This is a genomic window from Streptomyces sp. WY228, from assembly GCF_019287315.1.
Lineage (GTDB): Bacteria > Actinomycetota > Actinomycetes > Streptomycetales > Streptomycetaceae > Streptomyces > Streptomyces caviscabies.
Genome location: NZ_CP079114.1, coordinates 1,978,791 through 1,997,497 on the forward strand (window position 1 = coordinate 1,978,791; position 18,707 = coordinate 1,997,497).

The 18,707-nt window shown below is 71.0% G+C and carries 17 protein-coding genes and 1 riboswitch; of the genes, 4 read left to right on the top strand and 13 right to left on the bottom strand.

Annotated features, from left to right (window positions below; genetic code table 11):
• Window positions 1-31: 31 nt before the first annotated feature.
• Window positions 32-1,174: a glycosyltransferase family 4 protein gene (locus tag KV381_RS08475; RefSeq protein ID WP_030622665.1), complete on the bottom strand. Its 1,143-nt coding sequence runs from the start codon at window positions 1,172-1,174 to the stop codon at window positions 32-34.
• A gap of 103 nt (window positions 1,175-1,277) precedes the next feature.
• Here KV381_RS08475 and KV381_RS08480 point away from each other — a divergent pair, with 103 nt between their 5' ends.
• Window positions 1,278-2,525, top strand: a complete 1,248-nt coding sequence (locus tag KV381_RS08480; protein WP_218784999.1) for a glycosyltransferase 87 family protein — start codon at window positions 1,278-1,280, stop codon at window positions 2,523-2,525.
• On the opposite strand, the gene KV381_RS08485 is transcribed toward KV381_RS08480, so the two are convergent.
• From KV381_RS08485 to KV381_RS08505, 5 genes are all read right to left on the bottom strand, one after another.
• The gene (locus KV381_RS08485; protein WP_086779476.1) at window positions 2,501-3,757 is read right to left on the bottom strand and encodes a hypothetical protein; all 1,257 of its coding nucleotides are present in this window, start codon (window positions 3,755-3,757) and stop codon (window positions 2,501-2,503) included. The genes KV381_RS08480 and KV381_RS08485 overlap by 25 nt on opposite strands.
• A 16-nt stretch (window positions 3,758-3,773) precedes the next feature.
• Window positions 3,774-4,802 (bottom strand): C40 family peptidase, encoded by a 1,029-nt coding sequence (locus KV381_RS08490; protein ID WP_086779477.1) that lies wholly within the window; start codon window positions 4,800-4,802, stop codon window positions 3,774-3,776.
• A gap of 266 nt (window positions 4,803-5,068) precedes the next feature.
• A complete protein-coding gene (locus KV381_RS08495) occupies window positions 5,069-6,094 on the bottom strand; it encodes an NlpC/P60 family protein (RefSeq protein WP_030086572.1) in 1,026 nt (341 codons plus the stop codon).
• Window positions 6,095-6,387: 293 nt separating this feature from the next.
• Window positions 6,388-7,749, bottom strand: a complete 1,362-nt coding sequence (locus KV381_RS08500; RefSeq protein ID WP_030086571.1) for an NYN domain-containing protein — start codon at window positions 7,747-7,749, stop codon at window positions 6,388-6,390.
• 39 nt (window positions 7,750-7,788) lie between these two features.
• Window positions 7,789-8,031: a hypothetical protein gene (locus tag KV381_RS08505; RefSeq protein WP_003969643.1), complete on the bottom strand. Its 243-nt coding sequence runs from the start codon at window positions 8,029-8,031 to the stop codon at window positions 7,789-7,791.
• Window positions 8,032-8,224: 193 nt separating this feature from the next.
• On the opposite strand from KV381_RS08505, the gene KV381_RS08510 reads away from it, so the two are divergent.
• Both KV381_RS08510 and KV381_RS08515 read left to right on the top strand, forming a co-directional pair.
• Window positions 8,225-8,974, top strand: a complete 750-nt coding sequence (locus tag KV381_RS08510) for a rhomboid family intramembrane serine protease (RefSeq protein WP_030086570.1) — start codon at window positions 8,225-8,227, stop codon at window positions 8,972-8,974.
• Window positions 8,971-9,252: an Lrp/AsnC family transcriptional regulator gene (locus KV381_RS08515; RefSeq protein ID WP_003969641.1), complete on the top strand. Its 282-nt coding sequence runs from the start codon at window positions 8,971-8,973 to the stop codon at window positions 9,250-9,252. The genes KV381_RS08510 and KV381_RS08515 overlap by 4 nt, the downstream gene beginning before the upstream one ends.
• 72 nt (window positions 9,253-9,324) lie before the next feature.
• On the opposite strand, the gene KV381_RS08520 is transcribed toward KV381_RS08515, so the two are convergent.
• The 6 genes from KV381_RS08520 to KV381_RS08545 all read right to left on the bottom strand — a co-directional run bounded on the left by KV381_RS08520 (window position 9,325) and on the right by KV381_RS08545 (window position 16,667).
• Window positions 9,325-10,704 (bottom strand): aminotransferase class V-fold PLP-dependent enzyme, encoded by a 1,380-nt coding sequence (locus tag KV381_RS08520; protein ID WP_218785000.1) that lies wholly within the window; start codon window positions 10,702-10,704, stop codon window positions 9,325-9,327.
• Window positions 10,705-11,083: 379 nt separating this feature from the next.
• Window positions 11,084-11,201, bottom strand: a riboswitch (SAM riboswitch).
• A 96-nt stretch (window positions 11,202-11,297) separates the two neighbouring features.
• Window positions 11,298-12,362 carry an anthranilate phosphoribosyltransferase gene (gene trpD / locus KV381_RS08525; protein WP_030086567.1) on the bottom strand — a complete coding sequence of 355 codons (1,065 nt, stop codon included), beginning with the start codon at window positions 12,360-12,362 and terminating at the stop codon, window positions 11,298-11,300.
• A gap of 123 nt (window positions 12,363-12,485) precedes the next feature.
• Window positions 12,486-14,135: a cytochrome bc complex cytochrome b subunit gene (locus tag KV381_RS08530; protein ID WP_030086564.1), complete on the bottom strand. Its 1,650-nt coding sequence runs from the start codon at window positions 14,133-14,135 to the stop codon at window positions 12,486-12,488.
• Complete coding sequence (locus tag KV381_RS08535) at window positions 14,132-15,184, bottom strand: ubiquinol-cytochrome c reductase iron-sulfur subunit (protein ID WP_030086562.1); 1,053 nt, start codon at window positions 15,182-15,184, stop codon at window positions 14,132-14,134. The genes KV381_RS08530 and KV381_RS08535 overlap by 4 nt, the downstream gene beginning before the upstream one ends.
• Window positions 15,181-15,990 (bottom strand): c-type cytochrome, encoded by an 810-nt coding sequence (locus KV381_RS08540; RefSeq protein ID WP_030622655.1) that lies wholly within the window; start codon window positions 15,988-15,990, stop codon window positions 15,181-15,183. The genes KV381_RS08535 and KV381_RS08540 overlap by 4 nt, the downstream gene beginning before the upstream one ends.
• Window positions 15,991-16,046: 56 nt before the next feature.
• Window positions 16,047-16,667 carry a heme-copper oxidase subunit III gene (locus KV381_RS08545; protein ID WP_030086558.1) on the bottom strand — a complete coding sequence of 207 codons (621 nt, stop codon included), beginning with the start codon at window positions 16,665-16,667 and terminating at the stop codon, window positions 16,047-16,049.
• A gap of 199 nt (window positions 16,668-16,866) precedes the next feature.
• Between KV381_RS08545 and KV381_RS08550 the strand changes: the two genes are divergently transcribed.
• Entirely contained in the window at window positions 16,867-17,268 is a 402-nt protein-coding gene (locus tag KV381_RS08550; protein ID WP_030086556.1) for a response regulator transcription factor, read from the top strand.
• Window positions 17,269-17,326: 58 nt separating this feature from the next.
• On the opposite strand, the gene KV381_RS08555 is transcribed toward KV381_RS08550, so the two are convergent.
• Window positions 17,327-18,580 carry an Ig-like domain-containing protein gene (locus KV381_RS08555; protein ID WP_030086554.1) on the bottom strand — a complete coding sequence of 418 codons (1,254 nt, stop codon included), beginning with the start codon at window positions 18,578-18,580 and terminating at the stop codon, window positions 17,327-17,329.
• Window positions 18,581-18,707 lie beyond the last annotated feature (127 nt).

Sequence of the window (18,707 nt, forward strand, 5' to 3'; positions counted from 1 at the left end):
TTCGCAGAGCGCGGGCCCCTTCGCCGTACGGTCACAACAACGTCTTGAGCTTCTCCGCCAGCAGGTCCCAGCGCCACTTCTCCTCGACCCAGGCCCGGCCCCGCTCCCCCATCCGCTGCCGCAGCTCCGGGTCGCCGAGCAGCGTCACGATCCGGTCCGCCGACTCCTCGGCACTGCCGCCGCGCACCACCCACCCGGTCTCGCCGTCGAGCACCGCGTCCGGGGCGCCGCCCGAGTCGCCGGCCACCACGGGCAGTCCGGTCGCGGACGCCTCCAGGTAGACGATGCCGAGGCCCTCCACGTCGAGCCCCCGCCGCCGGGTCCGGCACGGCATGGCGAAGACGTCACCGGCCCCGTAGTGCGCAGGCAGTTCGGCCCAGGGCACCGCCCCGGTGAAGCGCACCGAGTCCTGGACGCCGGTCTCCGCCGCGAGGCGCTTCAGGTCCTCGGCGTACGGTCCGCCGCCGACGATCAGCAGCACCGCGTCCGGGATCTGCGCCAGGATCGCGGGCATGGCCAGGATCAGGGTGTCCTGGCCCTTGCGCGGCACCAGGCGGGAGACGCAGACGACCACCGGGCGGTCGGAGAGCCCGAGCCGGGCCCGGACCCTGTCGCCGCCGGAGCCCGGGTGGAAGGTCTTCTCGTCGACGCCGGGCGGCAGTTGCACCATGCGGCCGGCCGCGTCCGGGGTGAGGGCGGCGGCGATCCGGGAGCGGGTGTACTCACCGAGATAGGTGATCGTGTCCGTGCCTTCGCCGATGCGGCGCAGCAGTTGCCGGGAGGCGGGCAGCTGCGCCCAGCCGGCCTCGTGCCCGTGGGTGGTGGCCACCAGCCGCCGGGCGCCCGCGCGGCGCAGCGCCGGGGCCATCAGGCCGAGCGGGGCGGCCGCGCCGAACCAGACGGAGGTGCAGTCGTGTTCGCGCAGCAGGGCGGTGGCCCGGCGGGTGACGCGCGGGGTCGGCAGCAGCATCGTGGTGCGGTCGCGGACCACGGTGAAGGGCTGCTCGGCGTCGAAGGCGGCGGTGGCCGCCGCGCCCTCCTCGCCGCGCTTCCAGGTGGAGGCGTAGACGACGACCCGGTCGGGATCCAGGCGCAGCGCCATGTTGTGCAGGAACGCCTGGATGCCACCGGGGCGGGGCGGGAAGTCATTGGTCACGATCAAGGTCTTGTCCATCGCCGCCGACAGTACCGAACGGCCGCGCTTCACCGCTGACGCGCACGGCCCCCGGCATCATGGGCCGTCGGGGGCCCGGCGGCGACGACGAAGGCGGACGGCGATGACGGGACGGGCATCCACCGGCGCGGGACCCTGGCCGTACGCGGTGTGGGCGCTGACCCGGGCCTGGCTGCTGGCCTGTGTGTTCAAGGTGGTCACAGTGCCGGGCCCGGACGTCACGGTGGACGTGTCGGTGATCTACCGGGGCTGGTACGAGACGCTGTTGACGGGCACGTACCCGCTGGACGACGTCACCTGGCAGTACCCGCCCGGAGCGGCCCTGGCGATCCTCTCCCCGGGCCTGCTGCCGTTCCTGGAGTACGCGGCGGCCTTCTTCGTCCTCGTCCTGCTCTGCGACGCCCTGACGCTGGGGCTGCTGCTGTACGCGGGGCGGCGGCCGGGGATAAGGGCGGCGGGCGCGTGGGTCTGGGTGGTGGGGGTGCCGCTGCTGGGGCCGACGGTGTACGCCCGGTACGACCTGATGGTGACGGCGGTGGCGGTGGCGGCGCTGCTGGCGGGGGTGCGTCAGCCGCGGGCGCTGGGGGCGCTGGCGGCGTTCGGGGCGCTGCTGAAGGGGTGGCCGGCGCTGCTGCTGGTGGGGGTGCGGAAGGGGCGTCCGACGCGGGCGGCCTGGGGGTCGGCGGCGCTGGCGGGGGCCGGTCTCGCGGTCTCCTTCGCGCTGTGGATGCCGGGGGCGTTCGCGTTCCTGGCCTTCCAGCGGGACCGGGGCACGGAGGTCGAGTCGCTGGGGGCGCTGGTCTTCCATGGGGCGCGGCAATTCGGCTGGGAGGGGCGGGTGGAGCTGCGCTACGGCTCGCTGGAGTTCGTCGGACCGCAGGTGGAGCTGGTGTCGACGCTGGCGCTGGGGCTCGGCGTCCTGGCGGCGGGCTGGCTGGTGCTGTGGCGGCTGCGGGCGGGGTCGTTCGCGGCGCACACCCCGGCCGAGGCGGCGTTCACCGCGGTGCTGCTGTTCACGGTGACCAGCCGGGTGATCAGCCCGCAGTACGTGGTGTGGCTGGTCGGGCTCGCGGCGGTGTGCCTGGCGTTCCGGGCGGCCGCGATGACGCTTCCGGCGGTCCTGGTGCTGGTGGCGGCGGGGGTGACGGTGCTGGAGTTCCCGGTCGGCTTCGGCCATGTGGTGGCGAGCGACGCGTGGGGCGTGACGCTCCTGTTCGTACGGAACGGGCTGCTGGTGGCGGCCTCGCTGATCGCGGCGCGGCGGCTGTGGCGGTCGACGGTGCCGGGCGTACCGCGTACGGACGCCGCCCCGCTCGCGGTCGACGGTCAGCCGAGCCGGGTGGCGAGGTAGTCGCGCCAGTCGGCGGTGAACTGCTCGGGGGTGGTGTCGAGCACCGCGTCCAGCGCCTGCTCCACCGCCCCCTCGCGCCCGTCGTGGGCTCCCACGGCCTCGTAGAAGGCGATCAGCTTCTCCTTGCCCCACCGCTCCGCGATCAGCTCGCAGGCCAGCCAGCCGCCCTCGTAGGCCCCCGCGAGCTTCGCCGGGTCGCCGTCGAAGCCGAAGTCCGGGTCGGCGGGGAGTTCGGCGGGGGTCCGGCCGTCGCGGACCGCTTCGGCCAGTTCGGGGGCGATCGTGTCGGCGGCGCGGTCCTCGCCCCGGTAGGCGGTCCAGTCGGCGAAGCCCTCGGAGAGCCAGACCGGGGTGGCGGTGGAGGTGCTGGTCCGGGTGGCGACATGGGTCGTCTCATGGGTCAGGACGATCCGCTGGCCGAAGCTGCCCAGGGTGGCGTACGCCTGTGGGTTGACGATCACCCGGTCGGCGATGGCCGGGCGCTTGCCGGTGCCGCCGACCTCGCCGGTGGTGACGGCGGCGATGCCCCGGTAGCTGGCCTCCGGCGAGCCCAGCAGTCCCGCCATGTCCTCGACGGAGTCCGGGACGAGGACCACCACCCGGCGGGTCCAGGGCCGCGGCCAGGCGTCCGACACGGCCGGGACGGCGAGGTCCACGGTGTCGGCGATCTGCCGCAGCTCCTCCTCGCCCCGTCCGACGCCCAGGACGATGCTGTGGGCGCCCTCGACGACCGCCACGTCGCCCTGCTGCCAGAGCTGCCCGGAGGAGCCCTTGGCGGGCCGGTCGGCCGTGATGTACCAGCGTTCGCCGTCGCGCATCAGCTCCAGGACGCGGCGGGTGGCGACCGGGGCGGTGTCGTACCCGGCGATCCGGTAGCGCAGCTCCACGTCGGCGGTGGCCCACCGGCCGTCCTGCTTGGTGATGCCCTTGACCTCGTAGGTCCAGGACTTCAGGGGCACGTCGGCGAGATGGGCCAGTTCGGTGCGCTGGGCGGCCCGCAGTTTCGCGGCCTCCGGGGCGAGGTCGTCGAGGTAGCCGGCCGGGTCCTGGGCGAGGACGGCCGCCGCGCGGGATGCCAGGGTGGCGTCGAGGGCGCCGGCGGTGAGGAAGGTGTCCGGGTCGTCGGGGGCCGTGCAGGCGGACGCGGTCAGGAGCGCGGCGAGCAGCAGGCCCGCCGCACGCCGCCGTTCCCGGGGGCCTCCCCCGCGCGCTCCACGTCCTCGTACGGCCACCCTGCCGATCGTACGGTCAGATCCGGGTGACCGAGGAGACGGGCATCATGCCGACCGGATCGTAGCGGACCGGGGCGCCCGGGTAGGGGGCGTGGATGACCTGGCCGTTGCCGACGTACATGCCGATGTGGCTGGCGTCCGCGCGGTAGGCGACCAGGTCACCGGGGAGGGCCTGGGAGAGGGGCACCATGCGGCCCGCGTAGCGCTGGGCCTGGGAGGTGCGGGGCAGGCTCACCCCGGCCTGGGCGTAGGCCCACTGCATCAGGCCGGAACAGTCGAATCCGGAGGGCCCGTTGGCGCCCCAGACGTAGGGTCTGCCGAGCGCCTGGTGGGCGGCGGCCACGGCGGACATCGCGCGGCCGGAGCCGGGGGCGATGCCGGAGAGGTCGGGCAGTCCGTCACGGCCGGTGCGCGAGGCCCGGTCGAAGGAGGCCCGGTCCTCGGGCGGCAGCGCGTCGAGCAGCCGGCGGGCCTCGCGGAGCTTCCCCTCGACGGCGCGCTTGTGGCGGGTGACGGCGGCCCGGTTGCGCTCCAGTTCGGTCAGGGCGCGGGTGGCCTCGGCGCGGGTCTGGGCGATCCTGCGCTGGGCGTGCCGGAGTTTGTCCAGGGTCATCGCCTGGCGGGCGCCTGCCCGGTCGAGGGCGGCGGCCTGCTCCAGGTAGCTGTCCGGGTCGGCGGAGAGCAGCAGCGCGAGCGCCGGGTCGATGGAGCCGGTGCGGTACTGGGCGCCCGCCATGGCGCCGAGCGCGTTGCGCATCCGGTTGACGCGTTCCTGGCCCCGGGCCGTGGCGTCCTGGGCGCGGTCCGCCTCGCCGCGCAGCCGGGTCGCCCGCTCCCCGGCCTCGTTGAACCGCTCGGTGGCCTGCTCGGCCTCCGCGTAGAGCCGGTCGACGGCGGCCTTGGCGCTCTCCCGGGTGTCCTTCGGGTCGGCGCTCGCCGGGGCCCCGGTCAGGGTCGCGGCCGCGGTGGCGGCGGCCGCCGAGATGACCGTGACCCGGACGCCTCGGTTGAAGCCGGACTGTGTGGAACGGCGATGGGACACCACAGGTAGCCGCACTCCCTTCCGCTGACGCGGTAGTGCGCGGCCCCTGCCGCCCGGGACGGGCGGATCGACGACCGGGAGCCGCACAGCAGCCAGACAGTAATCGGACGACTACGCACCGGCCAAAGACCGCGCCGGTGGCGGAAGAGGCGCCCGAACGCCGCCGCCCCGCCGGTGACCTTGGTCTCCGGCGGGGCGGCGGCGTCAGCGTGGTGCGCGGCGATTCCCTCGTTCGGGCGTGCCGTGGCGTGCCGCCCGGCGCGGTCCGGTCAGATGCGGACGCCGAACTGGAAGGTGCCCATGTAGTCCATCGACTCGTAGCGGACGACGGTGCCCGGCTTCGGGGCGTGCAGGATCTGGTTGTTGCCGGCGTAGAAGCCGACGTGCGAGAGGCCGTTGAAGAAGACCAGGTCGCCCGGCTTGAGCTGGCTGCGGCCGATGCGCTGGCCGTCGTTCTGCTGGGTGTACGTGGTCCGGGTGATGGAGACGCCGGCCTGGGCGAAGGCCCACTGGGTCAGCCCGGAGCAGTCGTAGGAGTTGGGGCCGGAGCCGCCGGAGACGTACGGCTTGCCGATCTGGGTGGCGGCCGCGCTGAGGGCGGCGGCGCCACGGCCGGACGCGGGGGCCTCGTTGCCGAGTTCGACCCGGTCGCTGGCGGCGCGGCTGGCGCGCTGCTCCTCCTGCTGCATCTTGGCCCGCTCGGCCTGGGTCAGCGTGTTGAGGAGCTGCTGGGCGTCGGCCAGCTTGCCCTGGTACTTCTTCTTGTTCTCGCCGAGCGCCTTGCGGACGTCGGCGAGGTCGCCGAGCTTGTCCTGGGCTTCCTTGCGCTGCTGGGCGAGGGTGCGCTGCTTGGACTGGATCTTCTGCAGCGCTTCCGTCTGCTTGACCGTCAGCTGGTCGAGCGCGGAGGCCTGGTCGAGGAAGCTGTCCGGGTCCGAGGCGAGGAAGAGGGCCACCGAGGGGTCGATGCCGCCGGAGCGGTACTGGGCGGTGGCTATCGAACCGAGTTCGCCGCGCAGCGTGTTGAGCTCGGCCTGACCGCGGGCGACCTTGTCCTGGAGCGCGTCGACTTCCTTCTTCAGGTTGTCCTGCTGCTCCTTGGCCCCGTTGTACTTCTCGGTGGCCGCCTCGGCCTCGTGGTAGAGCTTGTCGACCTTCGCCTTGACTTCGCTCTTGCTCGGCTTGGGGTCGGCGTGGGCGGCCTGGGAGGTCAGGGCCACGGCCGCGGCGGCGGTCGCGGTGAGCACGGTCACGCGGGTGCGGCTCGGCTGCTTGGGACGACGGTGGGACGCCACGAAGGCGAGCTCCTTCTTCCTCAGAGCCGCCTACCGGGCTTGTGGGGGAAAGATTCCCCGGCTCCGTGCACATGACGGACTCGGCGGTTCCTTCGCCGTCACCCCCAATGGGTGATCAACCGTGCGAAGGTTCGAGGCCTGACCCTAGTGACCATCTTGTGATCAGTTCAAATCCTCACAGGATTTTTCTCGTCACACCAGGCACTTCTTTACTCTCACCCCACCGCGTGTAGCGGTGACTTGACGGTACGTTCCCAGAAATCCGGCATGTCACACATGCCGCGCAAACTCCTCTAGACGCGCGAAAGGCGCTTGAGGAGCATGACGGACGCGACCGGCCGCGCCCCGGCCTTCGCCACACCGTCCGCCACCTCGCGGTCGGTCGAGACGACGACCACGGGCCGCCCCGGCGGTTCCGCGCGGGCCAGTTGACGGATCACCTCGTCCGCCGTGACACCGGGCTTGCTGAACAGCACCCGTACGCCTCTCGGCGGGGCGAGCAGCACCGGGGCGGCCAGTTCGGCCCCGTCGAAGACACAGGTCATCTCCGCGCCGGTCTGCGCCGCGAGCACCGAGAGGCCGCCCAGCAGCCGCAACCGCTGCTTCTCCAGCGGCATCTGCGGATAGCCGGTCTTGGTGACGTTGTAGCCGTCCACGATGAGGTGGGCCTGCGGCAGCGCCAGCAGCTGGTCGAGGAGAGCCGGATCGGTCTCCGAAAGCGCCCGCGTGGCAATGTCCTTGGGCGACATCCGGCCCGGCTCCAGCGCGTCCACGGTGTCGGCGGGATGCGTCGTCGCCGGGGGCAGCGCCAGCTCTCGGCGCAGCCCCGAGGCCGCGTCCAGCACGGTGTCCAGGAGCAGCCGCAGCCGCATGTCCTCCACCGAGCGGCCCTCGCGGGCGGCCCGCCGGCTCGCCTCCAGGGCCGCCTCGGCCTCCCCCAGCCGCCCCTTGAGCCGCCGCGACTCGCTCTCCACTGCGGAGAGCTGGGCGGCCGAATCGGCCCGTACGGCGTCGGCCTCGGCGGCGCTGCGGCGCAGGGCCGCCTCGCCGCGCTTCACCTCGCTGAGCGCGCTGCGCAGCTTGCGGTGCAGCGACTCGGCCTCCTTGCGGGCCGCCTCCAGCTCGGTGCGCAGCCGCTCGGTCTCGGTGCGGGTGTGGGCGCGGGCCCGCTCCAGCTCCTCGCGCAGCTGCTCCAGTTCGCGCCGGGTCTCCTCGTCCGCCCGTTCGGCGTCGGCGCGCTGGACCTCCTCGCCGGCCGCCTCGACCAGCTTGACCCAGCCGGCCGGGCGCAGCACATAGGCGGCCGCGGCCACATCGAGGGGATCGGCGGCGGCGGGCGGCGACCCCGCCTCCAGCGCACCGGTCAGCTCCGGCTGGGACTGGGCCAGCCGTTCACCGATGCGCTGCCGGAACAGGGCGTCGCTCTCCAGCGCGGCGGCCATCGCGTTCCCGGCGAACTTGGCCCGCCGGGTCGGGGTGAACCGGGCGTACTGCCGCAGCTGGGCGGGCAGTTCGGAGACGGTCAGTCCGCCGAAGGCGTCCGAGACCAGCGCGACGACCCGCCGTCGCACACCCTCGGGCAGCGGACGGCCGAGCGCCTCTGCACCGCCGTCGGCCGCATCGGCCGGTCCGGCGCCGCTGGTCGGCTGATCCACCGTCCGTCACCCCATAGATATGTCGAAGGGTGCGCTCCCTCAGGAAGCGGCACCCGGCCTGTCCACCAGTTCGATCTGATCCACCGCGTTGCACCAACGACAGCGGACCGACTCGATGGTCTCACTGACGACCTCCCGCTCCTCGACACTCGACTCACCGGCCAGGTCGAGGTGCACGTACTCCACGACCTTGGAGGAACGGGTCACGTCGAAGCGCGTGAGGTTGCCGCACAGGGTGCAGCGCCAGCGGGTCGAGTCGGTCGGCAGGGGAACCGTCGTCATCGTTGCGTCCTCTTTCGTCGTCTCCAGGAGTCCGCGCCGGGCGCGCCGCCGCGACTCCACCTGTCTACGTCAAGGATCTCGCGGTGCGCCGTCGAACTGCGGAAGTCCTGGCGTAACCCTACGGCCTCGCGTATAGGCATCGGCACGGCGAGGCGCTCCGTCCCGTTCTCCGCCGGTACGTCATGCTCTGTACATGATCGAGTGGCGGCAGGCCGACTGGCGGACCACGGCGGGGAGGATCCGGGACGCGGCGGCGTCGAGCGGCGCCCCGGTCACGTACGGACTGATCGGCGTCTGCGGCGTGGTCTTCCTGATCAGCCCGCTCTCCGGATTCGGCGGCGCCGCCCACCGGAGCGAGGACGCGCTGCTCGCCGCGCAGGCCGGGTACTTCGAGCGGTGGGGGGTGATCCCGGCGGAGCTGTGGGAGGGCTCGGCGCACGCCCTGATCACGCCGTTCACCGCGCTGTTCGTGCACGGCAGCTGGCTGCATCTGCTGGGCAACCTGCTGTTCCTGTACGTGTTCGGCGCGATGGCCGAGGAACGCATGGGCCGGGTGCAGTTCGCGCTGTTCTACGTGGGCTGCGGCTATGTGGCGCTGGTCTGTTACGCGGCGGCGCACGCGGACTCCGCGCAGACGCTGGTCGGCGCGTCCGGCGCGATCTCGGCGGTGCTCGGCGCGTTCCTGTACCTCTTCCCGAAGACCCGGGTGACCAGCCTGTTCCCGTTCCTCTTCTTCCTGCCGCTGCGCTTCCCCGCCTGGATCGTGCTGGTCTTCTGGTTCGCCCTCCAGTGGGCCGCGGCGCAGGGCGCGGACGCGGGGCCGGGAGTGGCGTATCTGGCGCATGTGGCCGGGTTCGCGGTCGGGTTCCTGTACGCGTGGGTGCGTTATGGGCGGAGGGCTAGAGTGAAGGTTCCAGCCACCGAGGGAGACAGCCAGCCGTGATCACCGCGATCGTGCTCATCAAGACCAGCGTGGACCGGATTCCGGAGATCGCCGAGGCCATCGCCGCGCTGGACAGCGTCAGCGAGGTCTTCTCCGTCACCGGCACCTACGACCTGATCGCCATGGTCCGGGTCGCCCGGCACGACGACCTCGCCGATGTCATCCCCGGCCGGATCAGCAAGATCCCGGGCGTCGAGGGCACCGACACCCATGTGGCGTTCCGTACGTACTCCCAGCACGACCTGGAAGCCGCGTTCGCCATCGGCCTCGACGCGTAACTCCGGCACACCTCGGCCGGGGACGGGCAGCGCGCCCGTCCCCGGCCGAGGTGTTTCCGTACGGTCGCGTCCTCAGACCTGGGCGGCCTCGCCGCGGTCCGGGACGCAGCGGCCGTCCTCGGTGCGGTACTTCCACTGGGCGCCCTCGCGGACCAGCTCGGTCACCGCGCGCAGGAAGCGGTCGATGTGCTCGTCGGGGGTACCGGCGCCGAAGCTGACGCGGATCGCGTTGAGAGACCGCTCGCCCGGCTCGGCCTCGGGGGCGCCGCACTCGCCCGGGTCCTGCGGGTCGCTGCCGAGCAGGGTGCGCACGAGCGGGTGGGCGCAGAAGAGACCGTCGCGGACGCCGATGCCGTACTCCGCGGAGAGCGCGGCGGCGAAGTGCGAGCTGTTCCAGCCGCGCACCACGAAGGAGATGACGCCGACCCGGGGCGCGTCGTCGCCGAACAGCGAGAGCACCTGCACCTCGGGCACCGCCGCCAGACCCTCACGGACCCGGCCCACCAGCTCCTGCTCCCGGGCCACCAGGGAGTCGAAGCCCGCCTCGGTCAGGGCCTTGCAGGCGGAGGCGATGGAGTAGACGCCGATGACGTTGGGCGAACCGGCCTCGTGGCGGGCGGCCGTGGTGTGCCAGTCGACGTCCACACCACCGTCGGCGCGCCGGGCGACCTTGCGGGAGGCGCCGCCGCCGGCGAGGTACGGCTCGGCCTCCTGGAGCCAGTCGGCGCGGCCGGCCAGGACCCCGGAGCCGAAGGGCGCGTACAGCTTGTGGCCGGAGAACGCGACCCAGTCGACGTCCAGTTCGTCGATGTCGACGGGGTGGTGCGGGGCGAGCTGGGCGGCGTCCAGGACGATGCGGGCGCCGTGCGCGTGGGCGGCGGCGGCCAGTTCCCGCACCGGCCACAGCTCGCCGGTCACATTGGAGGCGCCGGTGACGCAGACGAGGGCCGGGCCGTAGGGGTCGCGGTCGGCGAGCGCGCGCTCCAGGGTCTCCACCGCCTGGGCCGGGGTGCGGGGCGCGTTGAGGTAGGTGACCTGGGCGTCGCGCCAGGGCAGCAGGGAGGCGTGGTGCTCGGTCTCGTACACGAAGACCTGGCAGTCGGCGGGGATCGCGGCGGCCAGCAGGTTGAGGGAGTCGGTGGTGGAGCGGGTGAAGACCACCTGGTCCTCGGCGCGGCAGCCGAGGAACTCCGCGACCGTGCGGCGGCTGTTCTCGAAGAGGTCGGTGGAGAGCTGCGAGAGGTAGCCGGCGCCGCGGTGGACGCTGCCGTAGTACGGGGCGTACGCGGCGACGTCGTCCCAGACCCGCTGGAGGGCGGGGGCGCTGGCGGCGTAGTCGAGCGCGGCGTAGGTGACCTCACCGCCGGTGACGAGCGGAACCGTGACGTCCTGCCCCAGAACGGGCAGCGGTGCACAAACCGACGAATCGAGGACAGCGGTGGAGACAGACATGGCGAACTCCCGTAACAGGCAGGCGAAATCCACGCGCCTGCGGATACGCGACGGCGCGGAGAAAGAAGGAAGAAGGTGCGCTGAAGAAGGGCGGTCAGCACAGGGCATGGAGAAGCCCTGGGACGAGCCCTAGGGCCTGTCGTCACATTCCCGTCGTCGCCCGAAGGGCGGCCGGGCGGCGCATGGTGCGTGCGATCGCAAGGCGCCGGAATGGTCTCGTAGCGGAGCTACTTGGCCATTTCGGCAACGCCGCGAGCGTGCGTGCCAGGCGTCGCCCGGCAGACGGGAATGTGACGACAGGCCCTAGCGCATTCGCTTGCTCACAGAAGGCTCCCTAGGGACCAGGACCCCGGGGGCTGGCATCCGCTGGATGCCGAGGGGCCCGCGCTTGCCGCAGACCTCGCTGCCTACGGCCTGGTCTTCACCCGGGGCACCCCGCCACGGACGGAGGGTTGCCGGACAGCGGGCCGGGGCCGTAGTCGCTGTCACTCATGACCTGCGCAGCATCTTGCCATACGTGTGCACACGCGCAAGGGCGCAGTCCGGCATCCGGACTGCGCCCTGCGTCACACCGCGTGCGCCTGGGACTCCGCTCAGGCGTTGCTCGCCGCGATCCAGCGCTCCAGCGCACGCTTGGCGGCTCCGGAGTCGATGGCCTCGGCCGCCACCGCGATCTTCGCCGCGAGCTGCTCGGCCAGCGGACCGGCGCCCGGGTCCAGCGCGACCAGGGCGGCCGCCGAGTTGAGCAGCACCGCTTCCCGTACCGCGCCCGTCTCGCCGTCCAGCAGGCGGCGGGCCACATCGGCGTTGTACGAGGCGTCGGCTCCGCGCAGCGCCTCGACGGGCACGATGGGCAGCCCGACGTCGCGCGGGTCGAAGGCCTCCTCGCGGACCGCGCCGTCGCGGACCACCCAGACCCGGGAGGTGGCGGTGGTGGTCAGCTCGTCGAGCCCGTCGTCGCCGCGGAAGACCAGCGCGGAGTTGCCCCGGTCGGCGAGCACGCCCGCGACGATGGGCGCCATCCGGGCGTCGGCGACCCCGACCGCCTGGGCGCGCACCTGGGCCGGGTTGGTGAGGGGGCCCAGGATGTTGAACGTGGTCTGCGCGCCGAGCTCCTTGCGGGCCTTGGCGGCGTACCGCAGGGCGGGGTGGAACTTCACGGCGAAGCAGAAGGTGATGCCCGCCGCCTCGGCGACCTCGACGACCCGCTGCGGGGTCAGCTCCAGGTTGACGCCGAGCTTCTCCAGTACGTCGGAGGAGCCGCTCGCGGAGGAGGCGGCGCGGTTGCCGTGCTTGACGACCTTGGCGCCGGTGCCGGCGATGACGATCGCCGACATGGTCGAGATGTTGACCGTCTTGGCGAGGTCGCCGCCGGTGCCGACGATGTCGACGGTTCGGCCGGGCACCTGGATGGTGTTGGCGTGGGCGTACATCGCGCGGACGAGTCCGGTGACCTCGTCGACGGTCTCGCCCTTGGCCCGCAGCGCGACGGCGAACCCGGCGATCTGCGCGTCGGTGGCCTCGCCGCTCATGATGCGGTCCATGGCCCAGGCGGTCTCGTCGGAGCTGAGGTTCTCGCCGCGCAGCAGGGGGTTCAGGAGGCCGGGCCAGGAGTGGGCCGCCACGCTGTCGCCGCCGCTCGGGGTCACAACGTTCATGGTCCGCTCCAGGGTCCACAGCCGGTCAGAAGGATCGGCTCCACCCTATCCAGCCGGGAGGACCGCGAAGAGCCCCGTCCATCGAGTGGACGGGGCTCTCGCGGTGGCGATCAGGTAAGGCGATCAGTGGTGGCTGTGGCTCTCGCTGATCTCCTTGTACTCCTCGGGGGTCGCCTTGGGGATCTGGTTCCCGTCGGCGAAGTAGCCCTTGCTGAGCTTGGCGCGCAGCTTCTGCACCGGGGAGATCTTGCGCTTGACGCCGTTCTCGTCGACCGCGGGGCCGAGTTCGAGCGGCGTGTACTGCTCGTGCGCCGTGAGCGTGTGCAGCTGCCCCTGGCTGAGCGGCTCGTGGATCTCGACGAACTCACCGTGCGGCAGGCGCTTGATGATGCCGGTCTCACGACCGTGCAGCACCTTCTCCTTGTCGCGGCGCTGGAGGCCGAGGCAGATCCGCTTGGTGACGATGAACGCGATGACCGGTCCGGCGAAGAAGAAGATCCGGACGAACCAGGTGATCGAGTTGATCGACAGGTGGAAGTGCGTGGCCCACAGGTCGTTTCCACCGCCGACGAGGCCGACGAAGTACGCCGTGATCCAGGCGACGCCGAACGCGGTACGCGTCGGGGCGTTGCGCGGGCGGTCCAGGATGTGGTGCTCGCGCTTGTCGCCGGTGATCCAGGACTCGATGAACGGGTAGAGCGCGATGACACCGAGCACCAGGCCGAAGGCGACCAGCGGGATGAACACGCCCAGGACGAGCGTGTGGCCCCACAGGTTGATCTCCCAGCCCGGCATCACACGCACCAGACCCTCGGCGAAGCCCATGTACCAGTCGGGCTGGGCGCCGGTGGACACCTGGTCGACCCGGTACGGGCCGATCCCCCAGATCGGGTTGATCGTGGCGATGGCCGAGATGGCCGCGATGACGCCGAAGACGAGGAAGAAGAACCCTCCGGCCTTCGCCATGTACACGGGCAGCAGCGGCATGCCGACGACGTTCTTGTTGGTCCGGCCGGGACCCGCGAACTGCGTGTGCTTGTGGTAGAAGACCAGGATCAGGTGCGCCACCAGCAGGCCGAGCATGATGCCCGGCAGCAGCAGGATGTGGATCGAGTAGAACCGGGCCACGAAGTCGTGGCCGGGGAACTCGCCGCCGAACAGGAACATCGAGATGTACGTGCCGACGATCGGCACGGACAGGATCGCGCCCTGGGTGAAGCGGACACCCGTACCGGAGAGCAGGTCGTCCGGGAGGGAGTAGCCGGTGAACCCGGTGAACATGCCGAGCACGAACAGCAGGAAGCCGAAGAGCCAGTTGATCTCGCGCGGCTTGCGGAAGGCGCCCGTGAAGAAGACGCGCATCATGTGCACGAACATGCCGGCCAGGAAGATCAGCGCGGCCCAGTGGTGGATCTGCCGGACGAGCAGACCGCCGCGGACCTCGAAGCTGATCTTCAGGGTCGAGGCGTAGGCCTCGGACATCCGGATGCCCTGCATGGGCTCGTACGGACCGTGGTAGACGATCTCGCCCATGCTCGGCTGGAAGAACAGCGTCAGATACACACCCGTGAGGATGATGATGATGAAGCTGTAGAGGCAGACCTCACCGAGCATGAAGGACCAGTGGTCTGGGAAGATCTTGCGCATGTTGGCCTTGGCCAGGCCGTAGATGCCCAGCCGGCCGTCCGCCCAGTCGGCCACCCGCTCGCCGGCCGGAGCCTTGCGTCCGCTCGCCGGTTCGGCGGCCGAGGGGTTCTTTGTCGCAGTACTCATCCGCGCTCCCAGAAGGCAGCACCGACGGGCTCGTCGAAGTCGCCGAGCGCCTCGAGGTTGCCCTCGCTGTTGACACCGATCCGCAGCTGCGGAAGGGGGTGGCCGGCCGGACCGAAGATGACGCGAGCGCCGTCGGAGAGGTCGAAGGTGGACTGGTGGCACGGGCAGAGCACGTGGTGCGTCTGCTGCTCGTACAGGCTGATCGGGCAGCCGACGTGGGTGCAGATCTTGGAGAACGCGACGATGCCCTCGTGGGCCCAGTCACGCTGGCGCTTGTCCTTGATGTCGTCCGGCTCGATGCGGACGATCATCAGGGCGGCCTTGCCCATCTGCGTCTGGAAGTCGTGCGCCTCCGGGTCGAGCCCCTCGGGCATGGCGAAGGCCAGCGACCCGACGGTGATGTGCTCGGGGCGCAGCGGCTTCATCGTGTTCATGTTGATGAGCTGCTTGCCCTCCGCCCAGAGGGTGTTGCGGAGCTTCTTCTCCGGCAGCGGACCGAGGTCGCGCAGCAGGACCACACCGGAGAGCGGCACCAGGGCCAGCGCACCGAACATGGTGTTGCGGATCAGCTTGCGACGGCCGATCGCGGACTCCTCGGCGCCGGCCGCGAAGTCGGCCATGACCTGGGCCTTGACCTCGGGCTCCGCCTCGATCGGGTGCCGGTCGGCGGCGACCTCGACGTCGGACATCAGGGTGCGCGCCCAGTGGACGGCGCCCGCTCCGATGAAGAAGAGCGCCGCACCCAGGGTGAGACCCAGGGAGAAGTTGAGCGCGCTCACATGGCCGAAGGGCCAGATGTAGACGATCTTGTCCACCGGGAAGATGACGTAGGAGGCGATGAAGCCCACCGTCGCCAGCATCGAGAGGGTGAACATGAACGCGACGGCGCGCTCCGAGCGGTTCGCGGCGCGTTCGTCGAGGTCCTGGATGCGCGGCTGGTGGGCCGGCAGTCCCGGGTCGGCGAACGGGTCGTCCGTACCCTCGACCGCGCCGTGCGCGGTCTCCTGCACCACGGGCAGGCTGTCTTCTGGAATCTGTTGGCTACTCATGACTTCTTGGCCTTAGCGGTGTGGGCCGCGACCCAAACGGCGACTGCGACGAGCGCGCCGAGTCCGAAGATCCAGGCGAACAGACCTTCGCTGACCGGACCGAGACCGCCGAGGGCCAGACCGCCGGGGCTCTCCGTCTCGTCACCGTTCACGGACTCGATGTACGCGATGATGTCCTTCTTCTCCTGCTCCGGCATCGTCGTGTCGGGGAAGGAGGGCATGCTCTGCGGGCCGGTCTGCATGGCCTCGTAGATGTGCTTCGGGCTCACGCCTTCGAGGTCGGGGGCGTACTTGCCCTCCGTCAGGGCCCCGCCCTTACCGGTGAAGTTGTGGCACTGGGCGCAGTTGGTGCGGAACAGTTCGCCACCGTTGGCGACGTTCGCGCCCGACGGGTCGACCTGCTTGTCGGTCGGCGTGACGGGACCGGCGCCGAGCGACGCGACGTACGCCGCCAGCTGGTCGATCTCCGCCTGGGTGTAGATGACCTTCTTCTTCGGTACCTGGGCGCCCGGCTGCTGCGCGGGCATACGGCCCGTACCGACCTGGAAGTCGACGGCGGCGGAGCCCACGCCCACGAGGGACGGCCCGTCGGTGGTGCCCTGACCGCCGGTTCCGTGGCAGCTGGCGCAGCCTACGGCGTAGAGCTTCTTGCCCTCTTCGATGGCGAGGGACTGGGCGGTTTCATCGGCCTGCGCCTTGCCCGCAGGCGCAAACGCGGCGTACAGCCCCCCGGTGGCCGCCAGCGCGAGGAGTAGTACGACGACCGCCGCCAGCGGATGGCGTCGTCGTGCGGAGAGCTTTTTCACGGATTACCCCGGTGTCAGGATCTTCTGCGTCGATGGTGGGCGGGTGCGAGCCCCGGTTACTTGATCATGTAGATCGTTGCGAACAGGCCGATCCATACGACATCGACGAAGTGCCAGTAGTAGGACACGACGATGGCGGCGGTGGCCTGATCGTGGGTGAACCTCTTGGCCGCGTACGTTCTGCCGAGGACCAGCAGGAAGGCGATGAGACCGCCTGTCACGTGCAGACCGTGGAAGCCGGTGGTCAGGTAGAACACCGAGCCGTAGGGGTCGGACGAGAGGGAGAGCCCCGCGTCCTTGACCAGCTCGGTGTACTCCAGGACCTGGCCGCCGATGAAGATCGCACCCATCACGAACGTGATGATGAACCAGGTGCGGAGCTTCTTCACATCGCCCCGCTCGGCGGCGAAGACGCCGAGCTGGCAGGTGAGTGAGGAGAGCACCAGGATCGTGGTGTTCGTCGCCGAGAACGGGAAGTTCAGATGGCCGGCCATCTCCTTCCAGTAATCGGGTCCCATCACCGATCGCAGGGTGAAGTACATCGCGAAGAGGGCCGCGAAGAACATCAGCTCGGAACTCAACCAGATGATGGTTCCGACGCTGGTGAGGTTCGGCCGATTGACCGACGGGTGCGCGTGCCCGGTTTCTACTGTCGTTGCTGTCGCCACGACCGACATTATGTCGGTCGCTTATCCCGCCCTCACCCCGGGGGGTGCCGTTCGGTGTGTCCGTACCGTCTGCAGGGGTCCTGCCCTGCGCCGAACGGCCCATCGAATCGTCGTCATTACCGGTGCTGACGGCCGGTCGGGCGGAGTACGATCCGCGCATCGGTTCATGCCCCGAGAGCCCCGACGACGTCGATGTCACGGAGGAACAATGCAGGCGACCGCCACGGTCCTGGTCTACAGCGACGACGCCAACATCCGCGAGCAGGTGAGGCTGGCAGCCGGTCGCAGGCCTGCCGCGGACGTCCCACCGGTGGAGTTCCTGGAGTGCGCGACGCTCCCGGCCGTCCTGAAGGCACTGGACGGCGGCGGCGTCGACGTCTGTGTGCTGGACGGCGAGACGGCTCCCGTCGGCGGCATGGGCGTCTGCCGCCAGATCAAGGACGAGATCTTCCGCTGCCCGCCGGTGCTCCTGCTGATCGGCCGCCCGCAGGACGCGTGGCTGGCCACCTGGAGCCGTGCGGACGCCGCTGTGACGCTCCCGGTGGACCCGGTGGAGTTCGCCGACGCGCTGGCGGCGCTGCTGCGCCACCGGCTCGCCGTGGAGGCCTGAGCGGCCCCTGTGCCCCGCTGAGGGCCGTTCCGCGCAGCGGGGCACTTACCGGCCCGGGTCAGACGTGGGGACGCAGCCGGGCGGCCTGGAGGGTCTGCGGGCTGTCCGGCGCCCCTTCGTTCAGGGCGCTGCCCTTCTGCCACTTCTCCCAGGAGAGGTTCCAGTCGCCGAACCCGTTGCCGAACGGGTCCATGTCCTCGCCGGCGCTGCCGACGACCTTGACGATGTCGCCCTCGCGCACGGTGTCGAAGAACCATTCGGCGTTGCTCGTGCTCATGCCGGTGCAGCCGTGGCTGACGTTGGCGTTGCCCTGGGAGCCGGTGGACCAGGGGGCGGCGTGGACGTACTCGCCGCTCCAGGTCACCCGGGTGGCCCAGTAGACCGGCAGGTCGTACGACTCCGAGGAGCCGGCCGCGATGCCGATGGACTCCCCGCGCATCCGGACGAACTGCTCCTTGGCGAGCACCACCTTGACCCCGTTGCGGGTGGAGAATCCGGGCTTGCCGGTGGTGACCGGAATGGTGTTGATCACTTCTCCGTTGCGGTACACCGTCAGGGAGTGGTCCGAGGCGTCGGTGATGGCCTCGATCCGGTCGCCCGTGGTGAGCTTCAGAGGCTTGGCCTCGGCTCCGTAGAGGGCGTTGGTCACCTTGATGCCCGCCAGGTTGGAGCGCACCTCGATGGTGGCGTTCGCGGGCCAGTACTCCTTCGGACGGAAGTGCAGTTTCTTGTCGTCGACCCAGTACCAGGAGCCGGTGACCGCCGGGGTGGAGCGGACCTTCAGGGCGCGCTCGACGGTGGCCCTGGCCGCCTTGTCGGTGATCGGAGCGCTGAGTTCCGCCGTGATGGGCTGTCCGACGCCGTAGGTGCCCGCCTCCGGGCCGAAGGCGACCTTCAGCAGCTTCTTGGGCGAGGAGGTGCCGAAGGAGAGCGTACGGACGCCTGGGGCGCCGTCGCCGTTCTCGGTGGAGACCCTGACGGTGTATCCGGTGCCGGCCGCGAGCGGGGCGGTGGAGCGCCAGCGCTTCCCGTCGGCGGAGAGCTCCCCCGCGAGGTGGCGGCCGCCGGTGTCCACGGCGCTGACGTCGGTGATGCGCCCGTCGTCACCCTTGACGGTGACTTCCAGGGGCTTGTCGGGGTCGGCCTTCTCCTTCTTGGAGGGGCCGTTGAAGGAGACCTGGTCGCCCGCGTCGTACGGCTTCGTCGAGAGCGGGTGACCGTCGGGCGAGCCACAGGCGGTCGCACCCGCGGCGAGGGTCACGACCAGCAGGGTGCAGCTCACTACGGTGCGGATGCGAGGCGTGTGGTTCATGCCGTCCACGCTAAGAAGGTTCATCCGTTCCAGCGCGTTCAGTGACTCCGAACGAGCGAAAGGCCCGCGTCGCCTTCGGCGATGCGGGCCTTTCCTGGTGTAGCGCGTGTCACCGCCGCTGCGGTGG